Consider the following 19,524-nt stretch of genomic DNA (forward strand, 5'->3'; position numbering starts at 1 on the left):
CAAGGAGAAATCATGACGCCCCTGTCTCGTCGCCAGTTCGTCCATGCTTCGCTGGCCATCGCTGCCCTGAGCGGTGGTGGCCTGCTGTCCGGATGCGGGGGCGGCTCGTCCAGCGACAACCCCACCGACAAGGGCGGCGCCAACGGTGGTGACGCCGTTCCGGCTCCCACCTACCGTCCGCTGGAGAACGGACCGAAGCCTGACATTGCCGGCGACGTCAACATTCCGGACACCTTCTTCAACTACCCGAGCGACCCATTTCAGTCCGTCACCGAGATGGCAGGCGACGGCAAGCCCGTGAGCATTTTGACCCAGACCTTTTCACCCGTCACGGCGCAGCCGCCCAAGAACACGGCATGGCAGAACCTGAACGACAAGATCGGCTCGGAACTCACGATCCAACAGATCCCGGCCGGTGAATACTCCACCAAATTCAGCACCACCCTGGCGGGTCAGCAATTGCCCGACATGTTCTTCATCGCCGAGGTCTCCGACATGCCTGCCATGGTGCAGGCCACCTGTCTGGACCTGTCAGATCACCTCTCAGGGGATGCAATCCTGAAGTACCCGAACCTGGCAGCCATCCCGACTGATGCATGGGAGGCAGGACGTTTCGGCGGTCGTCTCTACGGCTTGCCGAGCCCCCGCGGCGCAATGTCGTCCGGCATCTTGTACAAGCGCGACGACATGCTCAAGGCGAAGGGCATCGATGGCACGTGGGGTAGCTTCCAGGAATTCTTCGACCTCGCCAAGGAAATCAACGACCCACGCGGAGGCGTGTGGGCCTCGACGAGCGTCCCGGGCCAGTACATCAAGAACATGCTGGGCATGCCCAACTTCTGGAATTACGACGGCAAGACCATGCAGAGTTGGTGGATGGTGCCCGAGATGGAACAGGCGCTCGAGGCGCAGCGGTCATGGGTGGAGGCCGGACTGATGAACCCGGACGCCTTCAGCAGCCCCAACACCAAATTGTGGTTCTCGACGGGCAAGGGGTACTTCAACCCTGACGCGTTCACCGCGTGGGCGCAGTACTGGGTGGGGGCCACCAGCGGTTTCGACTTCGGCGGCTGCGAGATTCCGGCCTTCGAGGGCGGCGGCGACGGCCACATGTGGGTCAGCTTCCCCTCGTTCGGGCGCTCGGCCATCAACAAGAACGCCGGTGACCGGGTCGAGACGCTGCTCAAGGTGGCCAACTATTTGGCCGCACCGTTCGGCACGCAGGAGTTCCTGGACGTCAAGTACGGGAAGGAGGGCGTGGACTACACCCTCAACGGCAGCGACCCCGAGCCCACCCCGGCCGGGGGCGCGAACAGTCAGATCGGGGTGAAGTACATCGTCGATGCCAAGGTGCCGAACTATCTTCCCGGCCACAAGGAGTCTGCGCAGAAACTCGACACTCTCATCCGTGCGTTGATGCCGAACGCCCTGTACAACGACGCCGTCTACCTGTACTCGAAGGAGCAGGAGAAGAACTTCGCCGAGGCGTTGACCGAGTTCGGCGCGCTCGAGGGTGACATTGTTCAGGGTCGCAAGCAGGTATCAGACTGGAAGCCCGCCGCCGACAAGTGGTGGAAGGACCATGGGCAGAAAATGGCCGATGAGCTTGCGCAGGCCTACGTCGACGCGGGACGCAAGAAGTAGTTCCACCTCTCAGCCCGGGGGTCGTGATCAGCAGGGGCCGTGTGGCACCCGTGACCGGCTCCGGTCGTCACCAACCTGGGGCAGGCCTCCTCGACCCAGCGTCGAGGGGGCCTGCTATTCTCCTGCCAGCGCAGTTGGACCAAGGGGGAACGGCCAGCGCTGTTTTTTGCGACCACTGCCGGCGACCCCGGCTCACAGCCGGAGATGATCCCCCATGACCGACCCCCTGCGCGTCCTCGTCGCCGAGGACGACCCCGACATTCGCGACGTGGTGGCTTTCAAGCTCGGTCGGGCGGGTTTTGACGTGACGGCGGTGGAGGACGGCACCCGCGCCGCCCACGAACTCTTCGGCGGCAGCTACGCCGTGGCGATTCTGGACGTGATGATGCCCGGCCTCTCCGGGCTGGACGTGCTGGCCTCGTACCGGGCATCGGTACCGGAGGGACGCACCCGGATCCTGCTGCTGACGGCCCGCGCCCGCGACGTCGACGTCGACTCCGGTTTTGCCGCAGGCGCGGACGACTACGTCATCAAACCGTTCCTGCCCCGCGAACTCGTGAGCCGCGTCACAGCGCTGGCGGGGAGGGCCTGACCCATGGGAGTGGTCGTGTCGCACTCCCCCACCGCTGGAGGACAGCGATGATCACCGCCCGCCCACTGTCCCGGTCGTTGAAGCAGATCAGTTTCGGCCTGGCCGCGCTCATCATCGTGATCGCCGCCGTGTCACTGACGGCCATCTTCCTGCAGCGCAAGGAACTCGACCAGTTCCGGCAGGAGGTGGGTCGCTCCGTCGATGCCGTCTCCTCGCTGTCGCTCAAGCTCGCGGATGCGCAGAACGCCCTCATGCTGGCCGCCTCCACCTACGACCCGTGGTTGCCGCGGATCGCTGACGACGCCATGGCCAGGGTGAGGGAGTCCATTCCGGACCTGGAACTGGTCGCTGAAGTCACTGGGAGCTCCGTGGCGACGACGGATGCGGCGCAGCGACTGACAGCATGGTTGGTGGCCAGCGACAACGTGCTCCGCGCCGACATGACCGCACGGAACGTGGCCTCCATCGAGTATCCGTTGGCACGCGAGGCCCTCATCGAGGTGACCAAGGAGTTGGAGGACACCCGCACCGAGCGTCGCATGGAGCACGACGCCATCATCCTGGGTGGCGCCGTCGCCATCGGCGCCGCCACCCTGGCCGCGCTGCTCTTGGTGGCGTTGATGGCACGCCACTACGTGCGCCGGCTGACACGGCCTCTCACCCAGCTCCGAAAGATGGTGGACGCGCGCGTCGCCGGCGACCTGGCCATTCGTGCACGGACGGACCAGGGATTCTCCGAGGCGGTCCGGCTCGCCGTGGCCATCAACGAACTCTCGGACTTCAACAATGGGCTGCGCGCCACCCACGAGGCGACCATCCACAGCCACCTCCTTGCGGAAAGGGTGGCCGCCCATCTCGCCGTCACCGGCTCGACGGACGGCTGGGGGCGTGCACTGGAAGCCCTCGCCGAGGGCTTGCATCTGAATGCTGTGGCCGTCCTGCCCGAGGGCGACCCATCGCACTCAGCCCTGCACATCACCCCCGGGGACCAGTCGTGGTTGCCGGATCCGCTGCCGATCCCCGCAGATGCCGGGCACGCACAGGATTCACCGGTGGCAGCCGTTGCCCTGGATCTTGGCGGGCAGCCCATGGGGACGCTACTGGTGTACCGGGAGGGAGGCCGTTGGAGCGACTCCGATGCCGAAGCCCTGGAACTGAGCAGCCATCACCTGGCGGCGTCGCTGGCGCTGGAGTCGGTGATGGAGGCCGCCAGGGCGCTCGACGAGGACAAGACCCGCTTCCTCGCCACCACCAGCCACGAGCTGCGCACACCCCTGACCGCGGTGGTGGCCTGGCTGAGTCTGCTGCAGGAGGGTGATCTCGGTGAGCTCTCCGCCGACCAGCACCATGCCATGGGCGTGGTGGAGCGCAACATCGCGCGGTTGCGCGACCTCATCGAGGATCTGCTGACCGTCAACCAGTTGGACAGCGGCCAGGCCCGCGCCGTCCGCACCCACATGGACATGGCTGCACTCGCCTGCCGCGTGGTGGAGTCGCTGACGCCCATGGCGGACACGGCCGGCGTGCAGCTGCGCTGTCAGGCCACACCGTGTGACAACAACCTGACCGTCCAGGGGGACCCGGGACAGATTGAGCGGGCCATCACCAACATCACCCAGAACGCGCTGAAGTTCACGGGCCGCGACGGCAGGGTGGACCTGAATATCCGTTGTGTCGATGGCGATGTCACGCTGACATGCACGGACACGGGCATCGGCATCCCCGCCGACGACCTGCCCCACGTCCTGGAACGCTTCCGACGTGCTGGCAACGCCCACGGCCTTCCGGGCACCGGGTTGGGGTTGTCGATCGTGGACTCCATCATGGAGGCCCACGGCGGCACCTTCCTCCTCGACTCCACGCAGGGCGTGGGCACCACCGTGGTACTGACCCTGCCAACGCAGCTCCGCGAACCCTCCCTCGTGCGCCAATGACGTCATCGGGCTGTCGAACCCCTGGGCGCTGAGTTCCACCGGAAGATCTTTCACCACCCGGGTAGCGGACTCGTCCGGCTCACATCGCGGCGATCAGGTCGAGCGTCAGCTCGTCGAGGGTCCCCAGCACTGTGGTGCGTGCCAGGACGTCGTCGCTGGGCGGGTGGAACGCCGGTGGCACGCAGACCACGGCCATGCCGGCGGCCAGGGCGGACAGGACGCCGTTGGTGGAGTCCTCGACGGCCACGCAGGCGCCCGGATCCACACCGAGAAGCTCGGCGGCGCGGAGGAATCCGTCGGGCGCGGGCTTGCCGGCCGCCACCTCTTCCGTCGACACGCTGGCCGCCAGCAGATCCCCGATCCCCATGGCCTCGACGCCGGCGTCGATGAGGCGGCGAGGCGACGAACTGGCGATGGCGATGGGGTAGGTCTCGGCCATCCGCCGCACGGCCGCGATGGCCCCCGGCAGCAGCTCAACGCCTGCGCGGTGGTGCTCGGCCATGGCGTTGATGGTTGCTTCCGCCGCCTCGGGAGCACTCATGGGCAGCCCCACCGTCGAGACGAGGTATCCGCTCCACTCCGGCGTGCTCATGCCCATCATCGCCTGCGTTGCCTCCTTGGGCCATGGCAGGCCGGCGTCGGCGGCGAGCTGTCGCCGTACCACGTCCCACTGCTCCTCGGTCTCCATCAGGGTGCCGTCCATGTCGAAGATGATGGCCTGGGCGTGCATGGTCCTCCTGTGCTTGACGTCCAACTTCCGTGGACCCCATTGTCCATGACTGGCGGCGCTGCCCTAGCATGGGCCCGTCGAGCCCCAGAACCCGGTGCAAGTCCGGGACTGTCGCGCAACCGTGACCCCTTCTCGTGAGGGGAAGTCGGATCGAGGGGCGGGACACAGCAGTGAAAGCTCCGTCGCGACCAGCGGACACCCACGTCCTCATCGGGGTGGCGGAGGCACATCCCGAAAGGTCTCTCTTGATGTCACTCCTCCAGCACCGCACCAGCCGCGTGACCCTCACCGCCCTGGCGGTCGTCGGTCTCGGCTTCAGCGTCCCACTCCTCCAGGCCTCTGCCGACCCCAGCCCCACCGCGGCGTGCCTCGACGCAGGCAATGTCTGGGTCCTCGTCGAGACCGACGACGCCGTGACGGGTGGCTGCGCCACCGAGTTCGGCACGGGCGTGGAAGCCCTTGCGAGCGCCGGGTTCGTGGCGGGCGTCGACGATTCCGGATTCATCAACACCATCGATGGCGTACCGGAGGTCAAGGGCCCGCAGGACTGGTGGGCCTATGCCCACACCGATGAGGACCTCGCCGCCTGGGAGTTCTACGACGTCGGGGCCACGCAGTCCGCGCCCACCCCCGGCAGCATCGAGGGCTGGCGCCTGATCCACAGCTGGGAAGCAACGGACACGTTCCCCTCCGTCACCCCCCTGGAGCTCCTGGCCGAGGTGGAGGCATCCCCCAGCCCATCACCGTCGGAGAGCCTGCAGCCGTCCGCCACTGCGACTCCCTCTGCCACTGCGACTCCCTCTGCCACCGCGACCCCGTCGGCCGAGCCGAGCACCTCACCGTCCTCCAGCGCGATCCCCACAGCGACGGCGCCCTCGACTGCACCCACCCCGGGACTTCCGCACACCGGCAACTGACAAGGCGCCCACACGCAGCGGGCACATGATGTCGATCGATTGATCCGTTGACCGCTCACCACAGGCAACGGATCAATCGTCGTAGTCACATGAGGTTTTATATTTATTGGGGCTGTTTGTTACGAATACTGTTCATCGCAGCATCATCTGCCTTAAGGTCAGATTTGTCGGATTGAACATATCGGAAGGCCCATCATGTCGCCCAAGCCTCGTCACGTCGCACGCACGTCGTTAGCCGCACTGGCGGTCCTTGGGATCGGCTTCGCCGTCCCGCTTCTCCAGGCATCGGCTGAATACGCCCCGTCGGCGACGGCGTCGCCGTCGCCCGGTTACTCTCCCAAGCCCTCGGCGACGATGAGCCAGACACCCAGCCCATCGCCATCGCCATCGAGGTCGATGACCCCCAGCCCGTCGCCGTCGGAGTCGATGACACCGAGCCCGTCGCCATCGGAGTCGATGTCGCCCAGCCCGACCCCTTCGCCATCCCCGTCGGAGTCGATGTCGCCCAGTCCGTCGCCATCCCCGTCGGAGTCGATGTCGCCCAGTCCGTCGCCATCCCCGTCGGAGTCGATGACGCCCAGCCCGAGCCCATCGCCATCCCCGTCAGAGTCGATGTCGCCCAGCCCGTCGCCATCCCCGTCGGAGTCGATGTCGCCCAGCCCGTCGCCATCCCCCTCGGAGTCGATGTCGCCCAGCCCGAGCCCATCGCCATCCCCGTCGGAGTCGATGTCGCCCAGCCCGTCGCCATCCCCCTCGATGACGCCCAGCCCGAGCCCATCGCCGTCGCCCTCGGAATCCATGACGCCGAGCCCGTCGCCGAGCCCGTCTCCTTCAGGGAGCGCCAAGCCCAGCGAGGGTAGCTCACCGAGCCCCAGTCACACGAAGACCCCGAACCGTCCATCTCTCCCCCACACCGGCAACTGAGGCGAGTGGGCCCTGCGGTACCGGTGGTCAGAGGTCGATGAACTGATCCCGGTGCACCACGGGACGGAGCGTTTCGCCTTCGTCCCCGTGGTGCCCCAGCATTCCGCCGAGTTCCCGCGAACAGTAGCCGACGAAACCGCGGGCGAACGGTTCCCCGTCGGGGCCCACGATGTCCACGGGCTCGCCCTCGTCGAAAGAACCCTCCACCTTCACCACGCCCGCCGCCAGCAGAGAGGCGTGAGTGGTCCTCAGGGCATGCCGGGCGCCTGCGTCAACGTGCAGGCGTCCCCGCGTTTCCGCCGCGTGAGCCAGCCACAGCAGTCGCCGTGGCCTGCGCTTGCCCACTGGTGAGAAGTGAGTGCCGACATCCTCCCCCGCGAGTGCGGCGTCGAGGTTGTCGGCGTGTGTCAGGATCACCTGGATCCCGGCTTGCGCCGCAATCTGGGCCGCTTCCAGCTTCGTGGCCATGCCGCCGGTTCCCACCTTGGAACCCAGGCGTGACGTGTCCACCCGCAGGGCCGAAATGTCATCGACGTGGCGGATCAGTTCGCTGCCCGGTTCGCTCGGGTGGGCGGTGTAGAGACCTTCAACGTCACTGAACAGGAAGAGGACGTCCGCGCGCACGAGATGGGCCACCAGTGCGGCCAGGCGGTCGTTGTCACCGAAACGGATCTCGTGGGTGGCGACGGTGTCGTTCTCGTTGACGATGGGCACCACACCCAGCCGGAAAAGTCGCGACATGGTGTCCAGCGCGTTGCGGTACGTGGTGGGCCGCAGCACGTCCTCCACCGTCAGAAGAAGTTGCGCCACCATGACGTCGTGCTCCGCGAACGCCTCCGTGTAGTGGCGGATGAGGAGACCCTGACCCACGGCGGCCGCCGCCTGCTGGGTCTCCAGGTCCCGTGGGCGACGGTGCAGCCCCAACGGCCCCAGCGCGGCCGCAATGGCGCCGGAGGTGACGAGCACCACCCGGCGCCCGGAGTGGTGCAGCGCCGACAGGGTGGTGGCCAGTTGGTGCACCCTCTCGAGGTTGAAGCCGCCGTCGGCGGTGGTCAGGGACGAAGAGCCCACCTTGACGACAATGCGATCGGCGTCAGCGATCTCACTGCGCATCAGCAGCGCGGTCCTCTCCGCCCTGGTACCCGTCGGTGGCGAGGTCCACAGCAGCCTTGGCGGCGTGGTACTCGGAGTCCATGCGGCGACGGCGGGTCACGGATGCCCGCTCGGAGTCCATGCGATCGTCCTCACCGCGGCGGGACATGATCTCGGCACCGATGTCCACCTGCGGGGCGAAGTCGAAGATCACGGCATCCTCCCCACCGATGGCGACGGCGTCCCCGGGCCGGGCGCCGATCTCCAGCAACTTGGCCTCGATGCCGATCCTGTTGAGCCGGTCCGCGAGGTAGCCCACGGCTTCGGCGTTGGCGAAGTCCGTCTGGCGGATCCAGCGTTCGGGCTTGGTGCCACGGACACGCCAGATGAACCCGCCGTCACCGTCGCCCTTCTTGACGATGTCGAACTCCGGGGCCCCCTTGCCGCGTGACACCGGCCCAGGACGCAGGACGGGCGCGGGCGTCGGCTCCGGGAGTGTGGCGCGGCGAGCGGCCACCAGGTCGGCCATGGCGAACTTCAGCGCGTTGAGTCCCTCGCCGGTCTTCGTGGAGATCTCGAACACCGTGTGGCCCAACGCCTCAAGTTCGGGGCGGGCCAGCTCGGCCAGGCCCGGACCGTCGGGGAGGTCCACCTTGTTCAGGGCCACGAGCCTCACACGGTCCTCGAGACCGCCATGCGCGGCGAGCTCGCCCTCGATGACCTCCAGGTCGCCGATCGGGTCGCGGCCGGGCTCGTAGGTACCGAGGTCGATGACGTGCAGGATGGCCTGGCAGCGGTCGATGTGGCGCAGGAAGTCGAAGCCGAGGCCCCTGCCCTCGGAGGCGCCCTCGATGAGGCCGGGGACGTCCGCGACGGTGTAGGTGGTGTCACCCGCCACCACCACGCCCAGGTTCGGCACGAGCGTGGTGAATGGGTAGTCGGCAATCTTCGGGCGTGCCCGGGAGATGGCCGCGATGAGCGAGGACTTGCCGGCGGACGGGAACCCGACGAGGCCCACGTCTGCCACCACCTTCAGCTCGAGCTGCAGCTGGCACTCCTGGCCGTCCTCACCCAGCAGCGCGAATCCGGGAGCCTTGCGGGAAGCCGAGGCGAGTGCCGCGTTCCCGAGGCCGCCCTTGCCGCCGATCGCGGCGACGAACTCCTCCCCCGGTGCCGTGAGGTCGGCCAGCTGCTGCCCGGTCTCGACGTCGGTGATGATGGTGCCGCTGGGCACCGTCAGGATCACATCCGGACCGCGGGCGCCGTGCTGGTTGTCACCACGGCCCGGCTGGCCGTTGTTGGCCTTGCGCACGGACTGCCGGTGGTACTCCACCAGCGTCGTCATGCTGTCGTCGACGCGGAACACGACCGATCCGCCGTCGCCACCGTTGCCACCATTGGGTCCACCGAGTGGCCTGAACTTCTCCCGAAGGATCGACGTGCAGCCGTGGCCGCCGTTGCCGGCATGGACGGACAGCTTCACGCGGTCCACGAAGGACGGGATCGCCATGTTCACTCCTCATTGCATTGGTGCGACGACACATTGTCATCGCGGGTGCCCCACCGGTGATGCGCAGCCCGGGTGGAACGAGAAAAGGCAGCCCGACCGGGCTGCCCTTCCTTCATGCTTGCTGCTTGTGTGCTCAGGCCTCGGAGGGAGCGATGTTGACGACGCGTCGACCGCGCCTCACACCGAACTCCACCTGACCGGGGACCAGGGCGAACAGAGTGTCGTCGCCGCCGCGGCCAACACCGATGCCGGGGTGGAAGTGGGTGCCGCGCTGACGGACGAGGATCTCGCCCGCGCCGACAACCTGACCGCCGAACCGCTTCACGCCGAGACGCTTGGAGTTCGAGTCACGACCGTTGCGCGTCGAAGACGCGCCTTTCTTGGATGCCATTTCTCGACCCTCAGTTCTCGATGCCGGTGATCTTGACCTGGGTGTACCGCTGACGGTGACCCTGGCGTTTCTTGTAACCGGTCTTGTTCTTGTACTTGATGATGCGGATCTTCGGGCCCTTGGTGTTGCCGATGACCTCGGCAGACACGGAGACCTTGTCCAGTCCCTCGGAATCGGAGGTGATGTTCTCACCATCAACGAGGAGCAGTGGCTGCAGGTTGACGGTACCGCCGACCTTATCTGACACCAGATCGATGTCCAGAATGTCGCCAACAGCAACCTTGTGCTGGCGTCCGCCGTTGCGCACGATTGCGTACACGCCTGACCTACCTTCTGAGCTATTTCACGTCTTTGACACGACCCCGGCATCAGCCGGATCGTCGGGGGGTACAAGGCCTCGGGCTGAACACCAGAGCCAGTTGCACCGATGGGCAACTCTACGCAGGCTGGGCGCCCGGGTCAAACCGGGGAACCGGGCGCCCAGCTGGCGTCAGTCAGACTTCTTTTCTCCACCGCCACCGCCGTGGCCGCTACCGCCGCTACGGCGACCACGACCCGAGCGGTTGCGATTGCCGCCACCGTTGCTGGCCCCCTGTCCGCCGCCACCGGGGTGGCTGCGGCGGTCCCCGCCGTCAGAGGGGGCCTGGGAGTCCACGGGCTCGTCAAAGCGGATGTAGCCGGCCCCGTGGCAGTGCTCACACTCCTCGGTGAAGGCCTCAGCAAGGCCTGTACCGATCTTCTTGCGGGTCAGCTGCACCAGCCCCAGGCTCGTGACCTCCGCCACTTGGTGACGGGTGCGGTCTCGTCCCAGGCACTCGACGAGACGCCGCAGGAGAAGCTCACGGTTACTGGGCAGCACCATGTCGATGAAGTCGACCACGATGATGCCGCCGATGTCACGCAGCCGCAGCTGCCGGACCACCTCTTCAGCCGCCTCCAGGTTGTTGCTGGTGACGGTGGCCTCGAGGTTGCCCCCCGAGCCGGTGAAGCGCCCGGTGTTGACGTCGATGACCGTCATGGCCTCGGTGCGGTCGATCACGAGCGAACCGCCGGAGGGCAGGAAGACCTTGCGGTCCAGTGCCTTGGCGATCTGTTCGTCGATCTTGTACTCGGCGAACGCGTCGTGGCCCGCGTCGTCGGGCTGGAAACGTTCCACACGGTCCGCCAGGTTCGGCGCAACGTGGGCGACGTAGGCGCTGATGGATTCGAAGGAATCGTCCTCGCTGCCATTGCCCTGCACCACCAGCGCACCGAAGTCCTCCGTGAACAGGTCCCGCACGATGCGAAGCGTCAGTTCAGGCTCGCTGTACAGCGAGGTGGGAGCGCTGCCGCCCTTGATCTTCTTCTCGATGATCTCCCACTGGGACTTGAGCCGGTTGACGTCGCGGATCAGTTCCTCCGACGATGCACCCTCGGCGGCAGTACGCACGATCACGGACTCGGAGTCGCCGATCACCTCGCTGAGGATGTCCCGCAGGCGGGACCGTTCGGAGTCAGGCAGCTTCCGGGAGATACCGGACAGGTGACCGCCCGGGGAGTAGACCACGTAGCGGCCGGGCAGCGAGACGTGACCGGTGAGGCGGGCACCCTTGGCGCCCACGGGGTCCTTGGTGACCTGTACCAGGACGGCCTGGCCGGACTTGAAGACCTTCTCCACCTTGCGGTCCTCAGAGCTCACGTGGAAGCTGTTCCAGTCCACCTCGCCGGCGTACAGCACGGCGTTGCGGCCTCGGCCGATGTCGATGAAGGCGGCTTCCATACTGGGCAGCACGTTTTGCACCCTGCCGATGTACACGTTGCCGATGAGCGACGTGGCGGAAGCGCGGTCAACGTAGTGCTCCACCAGGATGCCGTCCTCCACCACGGCGAGCTGGGTGTACTCCTCGCTCTGGCGGATGACGAGCTTGCGGTCCACCGACTCGCGGCGGGCCAGGAACTCGGCCTCACTGAGGATCGGGGCGCGACGGCGTCCCGCGGTCCGGTTCTCCCGGCGCCGCTGGCGCTTGGCCTCCATGCGTGTGGAGCCCTCGATACCCGTGATGGAGTCCTCGCCGGTGCCCTTGGAGGAATCCGGTGCATCGGTGCCGGAGCGGCGGCGGCGCCGACGGCGGCGCGTTGTTCCGCTGCTGCCCGTGTGGTCCTCGTTCTCGGCGTCACCGTCGGAATCGTTGTCGTCCTGCGTGGAGGACGGCTCCTCGACGGTGTCGTCATCCGACGTGGGCTCGGATGTCTCCGGCGACTCATCACTGTCGGAGGAGTCATCCCTGTTCCCACCACGACGGCGGCGACGGCCTCCACGGCGGCGGCGACGACGGTTGCCGCGCTCCTCCGAGTCATGGGAGTCGTCGTCCGAGTCGGAGTCATCAGAGTCGGCGTCGTCAGAATCCGAGTCGTCCGAGTCATCGGAATCCTCGTCAGAGTCGTCCGATTCGGAGTCGTCCTCGTCATCCGACTCGTCGGAATCGATGTCCTCGTCGTCTTCGTCGTCGTCGTCTTCGTCGTCGTCACCGGAGGCGATGGCGCCGGCGAGTTCGTCGAGTCGTGCCCTACGGGTCTCGGCGGTGACGGTGAAAGGATCCGCAACGAGCCCACGACGGGTCCTCGCTGCGTCCTCCGCCATCCTGAGTGCTGCGGCGATGCCGTCCATCTCGGGAACGTCCTCGTCGGTCGCCTGCGCGGCGGGGGCTTCCTGCACGGGAGCCGGGGTGACGGAGCGGGTGGCGCGGCGGCGACGGCTCGGCTTCTCGTCGGTCACCGCCTCGGGCTTCCCGGAGGCGATCTCAGCTGTCAGCGCGTCCAGCGCCGCGCCAACGTCCGACGTCGACGACGTGGCGTTGTCGTCGGCCGTGGGCGCTTCGGTTGCTGCGGGGGCGGCGCCACGGGTGGCGCGACGCCGGCGCGTGGCCGGCTTCTCCTCAGCCGCGGCCTCCTCCTGGGCGGCGGGCGCCGGGTCGGCCTTCTCGGGGCCTGTCTCGGGAGACGCAGCCGCGGCCGTCTCGGAGTCCGGGGCAGCGGCGGGACGCGATGATGCGCGGCGACGGCGGGTGGGTGGCTTCTCCTCGGCGGCAGGCTCGGTGACCGTCACCACCTCGGCGACAGGTTCCGGCGCCTGTTCGGCGACAGGTTCCGGGACCGGAGCGGCTGCCGGACGGGATGCGCGACGGCTACGAGTGACCGGCTTCTCCTCGTCCACGGGTGCAGCCTCGGCGGCGGCAGGCACCTCAGGGGACTTCACCGCGCTGGTGGCACGGCGGGTGCGCCTCGGCCTTTCGGCAACCGTCTCGACCGTGTCGGCGGCGTCTTGCGCCGGCTCATCGGCGACGGGTGCGGCCTTGGCCCTGCTCCTGCTGCGGGTCGGTGCGGCGGCAGCAGTCTCGGTCACGGCCCCGGTGGGGCGGGTGGCGCGACGGCTACGGGTTGCTGTGGGCGCTTCCCCGGCGGCGGCGCCGCCGCCGGTTGCTGGGTCGGGCTGAGCGGCAGCCGTTCGGGGAACGTCAGCGGGGGCGGGGGCTGCGACCTCCGGCGGCGGACCCGCAGGGCGGGAAGCAGCGCGGCGTCGCACAGGGGGCTGGGGTGTTGATTCGGCGGGGGTGGTGCCGTTTTCGTTCTCGAGCATGTGGCTCCTCATGCGCTGTCACGCGCAGGACTGGCGCAGTTTGTGAAACTTCACACCAAGACTGAAGGTCCGCGAGGTTCGTGCAAGGAGCAGCCGCGGTCGAATCATCGTCGCGGTACAGACTCACCCACTCGGGCCCCGGTTGGCACCGGCGGTGCCTGACCTGGTCACCATTGTTCCACAGCATGACCCCAACCTGTCCATCGCACACGCCGGTGATGGGTCTCCCGTTGCACACAGCAGGGATCGGGCGATGTCACCATCTCGCCCCGACGTCGACGTCACGGACCGCGGCCACACCGTCATGGGGGCGGGGTTTGCGGTCACAAGGGTTGTCTGCGCTCGGGTCAGGAGTGGAGCGCTGGGGCGTGGTTATAGTGAGCAGGCCCTACGCGGGAGGAACCCACATGCAGACCAGGCGCCCGTCGAGGGACACCACGATCGCCCTCATCGCCATTCTCCTGTTGGCGTTCAACCTGCGCCCGCTCGCCACCTCCGTGGGGCCGGTGTTGAAGCAGATCACCGCAGACCTCAGCATGGGCGGCGCCCTCGCTGGACTGCTGACGTCCCTTCCTGCCCTGTGCTTCGCCGTCTTCGGAGCCCTGGCACCCTCCATTGCGAGTCGCATCGGAGCGCACCGGACCATCGGCATCGCCCTGGTGGCGCTCGTGGTGGGACAGGGTGCCAGGGCGTGGGCGCCCTCTGCGGGGCTCTTCCTCCTGTTCAGCGTTGTGGCACTCGGCGGCATGGCACTGTCCAACGTGTTGCTGCCCAGCCTCGTGCGGCTGCATTTCCCGCAGCGGATCGGGCTGGCGACGTCGTTGTACTCCCTCTCCCTGACTCTGGGGGTCACCGCAGCCAGCGCCGCCACGTACCCGTTGGCCGTCGCACTCGGTGGTTGGAGGGCGGCGTTCACCGCGACCACTGCCATCGGTCTCGCGGCGTTGCTGTGCTGGTTGCCGATGCTGCGCTACGCCAAGGCCAAGCACTCCACGGGGCCCGTGGCGCATCACTACTCCGTGGCCAGCGTGGCCCGCACCCGCATGGGGTGGGCCATAGCGGTCATGTTCGGGATCCAGTCCGCGCAGGCCTACACGATCTTCGGGTGGCTGCCCACCATCTACATCGACGCGGGCCTCAGCGAGGTGTCGGCGGGACTGATGCTCGGCATCGCCACCGGAGCCGGGATCATCCCCTCCTTCTTCACCCCCATCTACGCGAGCCGCAAGGCGGAACCCGTCGGACTCTTCCTCCTCATCATGGCCTTCCTGGTGGCCGGCTACCTCGGGTTGTGGCTGGCACCCACCACGCTGCCGTGGCTGTGGGCCATATTTTTGGCCTTCGGGACCGCCAGTTTCCCCCTGATCCTGGCGCTGCTGGGGCTGCGGTCGCGTACCGCCAGCGGCACGGCGGCGCTCTCGGGATTCGCGCAGTCGGTGGGCTATCTCATCGCCGCGAGTGGACCGTTCATCGTCGGCGTCCTGCATGCGCGCACGGAGAACTGGTCCTGGTCCATAGGGTTCCAGCTGATACTGGTGATCCCCATGACGTTCGTGGGGATCAAGTGCTGCAGAACGTGGTTCATCGAGGACGAACTCCCGTCAGGTCCCCCCGACGTGGTGCCCTCTCTCTGAGGGGTCTACGCCAACTCCCCCACCCGGCCACCACCAGAGCGGGGCGCTTTCCGCGCGAAGGGTGGGGCCCATGGGGCAACACTTGTCACAGCGGTCTCAGTATGACTGGGGACCACCAGCCGGCAGTGGGGCCGGAAAGCCCTGATCCGGAGCGTTGGCGGCGGGCGCCGCGGCCCTTTCGACACCGGAGCGGCGTGCCATCACCACGATGACGATCCCGGCCACCCCGAGCAGGACGAGCTGCAGCAGCACAGCGGGACCACCCGTGCCGGCCTCCCTGTCGAAGATGTCGCTGATGTCCTGGAACGGCAGGAACGCCAGCGCCACGAGGTTGTTGGCCGCGTGCATGGCCACCCCGGCCTCCAACCCACCGGTGCGCCAGGTGAGGTAGGAGAACAGCATGCCCATCGTGAAGTAGGTGATGTTGAGCCAGATGTCGCCTGCGCCGTGCAACAGCATGAACACCCCACTGCTGACGATGGCGCCGGCGACGGCTCCAGCCACGCGCGGCGGGATCAGGGACGCCACGCCACGATTCAGGACGCCGCGGATGAGGTACTCCTCGCCAGCAGCCTGGAACGGCGTCACGAGGATGACGCCTATCAGTAGCCACCACCACCCAGGCCTGGCCGACAGCTCCATCTGGTCCCAGCCGTCCACGGTGGTGCTGATGACGATGAAGGCGCCGACGGCGATGAAGCTGACCACGAAACACTTCAGCAACCACGCCCACCGCACGCGGCCCATGACGGAGCTGATCCAGCCGCCCTTCTGCCCCACGACACGAGACAGCAGGAACGACAGGGGCACCAACACACCCAGCGAGACGCTGTTGGCGAGGAAGATCGTGGGCGTGATGACGCCGTCGGAGAGCGCAAGGAACGCGTCGGCGACGCTGCCCCCTGTGATGGCTGCCTCAAGGAACACCGCCGCGATGGTGACGATCAGCGACGACACGAAGAAGCCGATGGCACCCAGCACGATCGCCAGGATGGGTCGCCATGCCCGGATGCCGGGCGCACGCCAGAAGGCGGGGTACTCCCGCGGCTCGACGGGCAGCATGGGTGGCTTCGGCGTGGGCTGCCACGGCTGCGGTGGCCCCCACTGCATGGGTGGGCCGGGCGGCATGCCCTGCGGGGGCGCCCAACCGGGGGGTGGCGCGCCCTGCGACGGTGTCCAACCAGGGGGCGGTGTCCAGCCCGGAGGCGGTGACCAGCCAGGGGATGGGTTCGCCGAGGCTGGCGGCGGTGTCGATCCGTCGGGCTGAGCGGACCTGACCGGCTCGGGCGACCAGTCGGTGGGGGGATGCGTCATGGGGGGTCCTTGCTGGTTCAGTGGGTGATGGCGTCAGGCGAGGCGGTCCTCTGGACCCCTTGTGCCCGGGCCATCAGGGTGATGATGCCGGCGATCACGATCATGGGAGCCAGTCGAACGACGGCCGGCGGGAGTCCGAGAGAAAGCCCGGCCACATCCTGCAGGCCGGGGCCGAACAGGGGGGCGTAGGAAATGAGGCCCGAGGCCATGCTCATCGCCACGGCGGCCTCCAGACCACCGGTCTGCCAGACGATGAACGCGAGAAGGAGCCCGAGCACCAACACGGCAGCGGCACCCCAGCCGTCCCCGGTGTAGATGAAGACGACGCTGCTCATCAGCACGTTCACGAAGCTGCTCACCACTGCTCCCAGCACGGCGCCCACTCCCGGCCCGGACACGAGTGACGCCACACCACGGTTCAGGACACCGCGCAGCATGTACTCGCCGCCGGTCGCAGTGACCAGGAGGAGGATGAGAACAACGGGGAACAGCCACCAGTCGAGGGTGCCGGATGACGTGAGGAACGGTGACCCGGCGATGGCGCCAATCCCCATCCATGCCAGGGCAGCCACCAGGCCGACGGCCAGGCATTGCAGCGCCCAACCCCAGCGCACCCGGCCCGCGACCGAGTGCAGCCACCTACCCTCCTGCCGCAAGATCATGGCTGCCAGGTAGGCCATGGGGACCAGCGGAGCGAACGCCAGGGCACTGGCCGCCAGTGAGACGAGTACAACGCCCGCCGTCGTGTCGCCCAGCCATGCCGCGAGCGGATCGACGACGAGAATGTAGGCCACCGAGGTCAGGGCACCCGAGGCCAGTGTCGCCACCAGAAGGCCGACCAGCGCCACGAAGATCCCCTGGATCCTGCCGCCCACGGTGGAGGCCGGTGTCCGCCAGAACATCGGATAGGTGCTGGGCCCCGTCGGGAGTCCGGACGGCATGGAGGACCAACGCTGCGGGACCGCGTAGGGCTCGGATGACTCCCCTGCGGGCCGCCCCCATCCCGGGGGTGGACCGTACAGGGGCTGGCGGCCGTCGTGCTGCGTCATGCGCGACCCGGGAACCAGAGCCCGATCTCCGACGACGCCGACTCGGGGCTGTCTGAGGCGTGAACGCAGTTGGTGCGCACGGAGGTGCCGAAGTCAGCGCGGATGGTGCCCTGCGCCGCCTTCGAGGGGTCCGTCAGGCCGTTGAGCTCCCGGACGCCCAGGAGGGCGTCCTTGCCGGAGAGGATCATCGCGACGAGCGGGCCCTCGGTCATGAACTCCCGCAGCGGCGGGTAGTAGTCACGCTCGAGGTGTTCGGCGTAGTGCTTGTCCGCGAACTCGCCGTCGATGGTGCGCAGTTCCATTGCCTCGGGGCGGAAACCGGCCTCCTCGTAGCGGTTGAGGATGTTGCCGACGTGCCCTGCGGCCACGGCGTCGGGCTTGATGATGACGAAGGTCCGCTCGATCACGGGTGTCCCGCTTCCTTGTTGGGGTTCGGTCGGTTCTCCAGGCGCTTGCCCAGGACGAACGAAATTGTCCAGATCAACGTAAACATGAGCCCCATCGCGTACATCCACGGGGTGAGCAGGCCGAGGGCGATGGCGGCCAGCTGGGTCAACCAGCCCACAGGGTAGCCCCAACCGCGTCGCAACCCTGCGGTGGCCACGATAGCCAGCAGGCTGGCCGCCCCCACCCACAGTCCTGCGGTCACGGGACTGATGCCGGACACCTGCACCATCCCGGCGAAGCCGAGCCAGAACACGATGACCTCGAAGACGAGGACCGACATCAGTGCGGAGCGCAACGGGTTGGTGGGGGTGAGCCTCATGACTCGTCCGCGGGCTTCTCGTCGCTGACGAGGAGATCACGTGCCTCCCCGGCGGCAATGACGGAGCCTGCGATCAGCACACCCGCGAGCGGGCCGGAGAAGTCCGCCAGTGTGGCCGCCATTTCAATGGCGTCCACCATGCGCTCGGCACGGTGGACCTTTCCGCTGGGCCAAATGTCCTCGGCCTCGGCCGCCAGGTCGTCGACGGCGCGGGCGCGGGGCGAGTTCGCGATCCGGGTGATGACCACTTCGTCCATCTGCTCCGCGAAAATCTGCAGCACAGAGGCGGAATCCTTGTCCGCCATCATGGCCACCACGCCGATCATGGGAGCGAACGCGAACGATTCGGTGACGGCGTCGATGGTGGCGCGCGCCGCCTGCGGGTTGTGGGCGGTGTCCAGCACGATGGCGGGCGAGGTCTTGACCAACTCCAGTCGCGCGGGTGCCTCGACAGAGCCCAGGCCCTCGGTGATGATCTCCGACGACAGGGGCTTGCCACCCAGGAAGGCCTCAACGGCCGCCACCGCCAGTGCGGCGTTACGGGCCATGTGTTCCCCGAACAGTGGCAGGAACACGTCCGGGACAGGTCCCCCGGCAGTGTCGATGCGCAGCAGTTGTCCGCCGACGGCCATCTGTCGTCCCAGCAGACCGAAGTCCGGACCCTCAGCCTTGACCTCAGCACCCACCTCGACGGCGCGCGCCAGCAGCACCTGCGCTGCGGCGGGATCCTGACCTGCGAGGACAGCGATGCTGCCCTCCTTGATGATCCCGGCCTTCTCCGTGGCCACCTGGGCGATGGTGTTGCCCAGGATGTGGGTGTGGTCCAGCCCGATGGGGCACACCACCGACACCTTGGGCTCCATGACGCTCGTGGCGTCCCAGCGGCCCCCAAGGCCCACCTCCACCACGGCCACGTCCACGGGCGCGTCCGCGAACGCCACGTAGGCCATGCCGGTGATGACCTCGAAGAAGGTCATGTCCACGCCGTCCAGTTTCTGTTCGTCGACCATGTCGACGAAAGGCTTGAACTCGCTCCACACCTCGTCGAAGCGCTCCACGCTGATGGGCTCACCGTCGATGACGATCCGTTCGCGCACGTCAGAGAGGTGGGGGCTCGCGAACCTCCCCACCCGCAGGCCGGACGCTCGCAGCAGCGCCTCGATCATGATGGCGGTGCTGCCCTTGCCGTTGGTGCCGGCCACCTGGATCACGGGTATGGAGCGCTGAGGATCACCCATGAGGTCCATCACCGCCTGGATCCGGCTGAGGCTGGGTGCCACGCGGCTTTCGGGCCATCTGCTGGTCAGCTGGGCGACGAGGGCGTCGTGCGATGTCTTGGTCATGATGCCCCCAGAGTATCGACTGGGCGGAGCCGCGCGAGAACTCGCTTGGCCGCCCGGTTAAGATGTGC

General features: G+C 67.6%; 17 protein-coding genes. 5 read left to right on the forward strand and 12 right to left on the reverse strand.

Going from position 1 to position 19,524, the window contains the following annotated elements; all coding sequences use genetic code 11:
- Nucleotides 1–12: 12 nt before the first annotated feature.
- The 3 genes from EAX62_RS15065 (at nucleotide 13) to EAX62_RS15075 (ending at nucleotide 4,170) form a co-directional block, all read left to right on the forward strand.
- Complete coding sequence (locus EAX62_RS15065) at nucleotides 13–1,644, forward strand: type 2 periplasmic-binding domain-containing protein (RefSeq protein ID WP_121902557.1); 1,632 nt, start codon at nucleotides 13–15, stop codon at nucleotides 1,642–1,644.
- Nucleotides 1,645–1,858: 214 nt separating this feature from the next.
- Nucleotides 1,859–2,236 carry a response regulator transcription factor gene (locus tag EAX62_RS15070; RefSeq protein WP_121902558.1) on the forward strand — a complete coding sequence of 126 codons (378 nt, stop codon included), beginning with the start codon at nucleotides 1,859–1,861 and terminating at the stop codon, nucleotides 2,234–2,236.
- A gap of 47 nt (nucleotides 2,237–2,283) precedes the next feature.
- Nucleotides 2,284–4,170 (forward strand): sensor histidine kinase, encoded by a 1,887-nt coding sequence (locus tag EAX62_RS15075; protein WP_121902559.1) that lies wholly within the window; start codon nucleotides 2,284–2,286, stop codon nucleotides 4,168–4,170.
- A 79-nt stretch (nucleotides 4,171–4,249) separates the two neighbouring features.
- Here EAX62_RS15075 and EAX62_RS15080 read toward each other — a convergent pair whose 3' ends face one another.
- Entirely contained in the window at nucleotides 4,250–4,900 is a 651-nt protein-coding gene (locus EAX62_RS15080; RefSeq protein WP_121902560.1) for an HAD family hydrolase, read from the reverse strand.
- Between the two features lie 248 nt (nucleotides 4,901–5,148).
- On the opposite strand from EAX62_RS15080, the gene EAX62_RS15085 reads away from it, so the two are divergent.
- Nucleotides 5,149–5,817 carry a hypothetical protein gene (locus tag EAX62_RS15085; protein WP_121902561.1) on the forward strand — a complete coding sequence of 223 codons (669 nt, stop codon included), beginning with the start codon at nucleotides 5,149–5,151 and terminating at the stop codon, nucleotides 5,815–5,817.
- A 329-nt stretch (nucleotides 5,818–6,146) separates the two neighbouring features.
- Here the strand turns inward: EAX62_RS15085 and EAX62_RS15090 are convergent, their stop codons facing one another.
- From EAX62_RS15090 to EAX62_RS15115, 6 genes are all read right to left on the reverse strand, one after another.
- The gene (locus EAX62_RS15090) at nucleotides 6,147–6,662 is read right to left on the reverse strand and encodes a hypothetical protein (RefSeq protein WP_147454130.1); all 516 of its coding nucleotides are present in this window, start codon (nucleotides 6,660–6,662) and stop codon (nucleotides 6,147–6,149) included.
- 106 nt (nucleotides 6,663–6,768) lie between these two features.
- The gene (gene proB, locus EAX62_RS15095) at nucleotides 6,769–7,854 is read right to left on the reverse strand and encodes a glutamate 5-kinase (protein WP_121902563.1); all 1,086 of its coding nucleotides are present in this window, start codon (nucleotides 7,852–7,854) and stop codon (nucleotides 6,769–6,771) included.
- The gene (gene obgE / locus EAX62_RS15100) at nucleotides 7,844–9,343 is read right to left on the reverse strand and encodes a GTPase ObgE (RefSeq protein ID WP_121902564.1); all 1,500 of its coding nucleotides are present in this window, start codon (nucleotides 9,341–9,343) and stop codon (nucleotides 7,844–7,846) included. Before obgE ends, proB begins: the two co-directional genes overlap by 11 nt.
- A gap of 133 nt (nucleotides 9,344–9,476) precedes the next feature.
- Nucleotides 9,477–9,734, reverse strand: a complete 258-nt coding sequence (gene rpmA / locus EAX62_RS15105) for a 50S ribosomal protein L27 (protein WP_121902565.1) — start codon at nucleotides 9,732–9,734, stop codon at nucleotides 9,477–9,479.
- Between the two features lie 10 nt (nucleotides 9,735–9,744).
- On the reverse strand, nucleotides 9,745–10,053 hold the full coding sequence (rplU, locus tag EAX62_RS15110; RefSeq protein WP_121902566.1) for a 50S ribosomal protein L21: 309 nt from the start codon (nucleotides 10,051–10,053) through the stop codon (nucleotides 9,745–9,747).
- A gap of 171 nt (nucleotides 10,054–10,224) precedes the next feature.
- Nucleotides 10,225–13,350, reverse strand: a complete 3,126-nt coding sequence (locus EAX62_RS15115) for an Rne/Rng family ribonuclease (RefSeq protein WP_121902567.1) — start codon at nucleotides 13,348–13,350, stop codon at nucleotides 10,225–10,227.
- Nucleotides 13,351–13,757: 407 nt separating this feature from the next.
- Between EAX62_RS15115 and EAX62_RS15120 the strand changes: the two genes are divergently transcribed.
- Entirely contained in the window at nucleotides 13,758–14,984 is a 1,227-nt protein-coding gene (locus EAX62_RS15120) for a CynX/NimT family MFS transporter (protein WP_158600698.1), read from the forward strand.
- A gap of 96 nt (nucleotides 14,985–15,080) precedes the next feature.
- Here EAX62_RS15120 and EAX62_RS17410 read toward each other — a convergent pair whose 3' ends face one another.
- The 5 genes from EAX62_RS17410 to EAX62_RS15145 all read right to left on the reverse strand — a co-directional run bounded on the left by EAX62_RS17410 (nucleotide 15,081) and on the right by EAX62_RS15145 (nucleotide 19,456).
- On the reverse strand, nucleotides 15,081–16,046 hold the full coding sequence (locus EAX62_RS17410; RefSeq protein WP_158600699.1) for a CPBP family intramembrane glutamic endopeptidase: 966 nt from the start codon (nucleotides 16,044–16,046) through the stop codon (nucleotides 15,081–15,083).
- A gap of 269 nt (nucleotides 16,047–16,315) precedes the next feature.
- Nucleotides 16,316–17,347, reverse strand: a complete 1,032-nt coding sequence (locus EAX62_RS15130; protein WP_147454131.1) for a CPBP family glutamic-type intramembrane protease — start codon at nucleotides 17,345–17,347, stop codon at nucleotides 16,316–16,318.
- Entirely contained in the window at nucleotides 17,344–17,754 is a 411-nt protein-coding gene (ndk, locus tag EAX62_RS15135) for a nucleoside-diphosphate kinase (protein ID WP_121902571.1), read from the reverse strand. Before ndk ends, EAX62_RS15130 begins: the two co-directional genes overlap by 4 nt.
- Nucleotides 17,751–18,113, reverse strand: a complete 363-nt coding sequence (locus EAX62_RS15140) for a DUF4233 domain-containing protein (RefSeq protein WP_121902572.1) — start codon at nucleotides 18,111–18,113, stop codon at nucleotides 17,751–17,753. Before EAX62_RS15140 ends, ndk begins: the two co-directional genes overlap by 4 nt.
- Nucleotides 18,110–19,456 carry a bifunctional folylpolyglutamate synthase/dihydrofolate synthase gene (locus EAX62_RS15145; RefSeq protein ID WP_121902573.1) on the reverse strand — a complete coding sequence of 449 codons (1,347 nt, stop codon included), beginning with the start codon at nucleotides 19,454–19,456 and terminating at the stop codon, nucleotides 18,110–18,112. Before EAX62_RS15145 ends, EAX62_RS15140 begins: the two co-directional genes overlap by 4 nt.
- Nucleotides 19,457–19,524: the final 68 nt, after the last annotated feature.

Source organism: Tessaracoccus antarcticus, assembly GCF_003688855.1.
Lineage (GTDB): Bacteria > Actinomycetota > Actinomycetes > Propionibacteriales > Propionibacteriaceae > Arachnia > Arachnia antarctica.

Coding starts and splice junctions, on each gene's coding strand:
- EAX62_RS15085 (WP_121902561.1), top strand. CDS start 5,149: ATGTCACTCCTCCAGCACCGCACCAGCCGCGTGACCCTCACCGCCCTG.
- EAX62_RS15080 (WP_121902560.1), bottom strand. CDS start 4,900: ATGCACGCCCAGGCCATCATCTTCGACATGGACGGCACCCTGATGGAG.
- EAX62_RS15065 (WP_121902557.1), top strand. CDS start 13: ATGACGCCCCTGTCTCGTCGCCAGTTCGTCCATGCTTCGCTGGCCATC.
- rpmA (WP_121902565.1), bottom strand. CDS start 9,734: ATGGCATCCAAGAAAGGCGCGTCTTCGACGCGCAACGGTCGTGACTCG.
- EAX62_RS15070 (WP_121902558.1), top strand. CDS start 1,859: ATGACCGACCCCCTGCGCGTCCTCGTCGCCGAGGACGACCCCGACATT.
- EAX62_RS15130 (WP_147454131.1), bottom strand. CDS start 17,347: ATGACGCAGCACGACGGCCGCCAGCCCCTGTACGGTCCACCCCCGGGA.
- proB (WP_121902563.1), bottom strand. CDS start 7,854: ATGCGCAGTGAGATCGCTGACGCCGATCGCATTGTCGTCAAGGTGGGC.
- obgE (WP_121902564.1), bottom strand. CDS start 9,343: ATGGCGATCCCGTCCTTCGTGGACCGCGTGAAGCTGTCCGTCCATGCC.
- EAX62_RS15120 (WP_158600698.1), top strand. CDS start 13,758: ATGCAGACCAGGCGCCCGTCGAGGGACACCACGATCGCCCTCATCGCC.
- EAX62_RS17410 (WP_158600699.1), bottom strand. CDS start 16,046: ATGCTGCCCGTCGAGCCGCGGGAGTACCCCGCCTTCTGGCGTGCGCCC.
- EAX62_RS15145 (WP_121902573.1), bottom strand. CDS start 19,456: ATGACCAAGACATCGCACGACGCCCTCGTCGCCCAGCTGACCAGCAGA.
- EAX62_RS15115 (WP_121902567.1), bottom strand. CDS start 13,350: ATGCTCGAGAACGAAAACGGCACCACCCCCGCCGAATCAACACCCCAG.
- EAX62_RS15140 (WP_121902572.1), bottom strand. CDS start 18,113: ATGAGGCTCACCCCCACCAACCCGTTGCGCTCCGCACTGATGTCGGTC.
- EAX62_RS15075 (WP_121902559.1), top strand. CDS start 2,284: ATGATCACCGCCCGCCCACTGTCCCGGTCGTTGAAGCAGATCAGTTTC.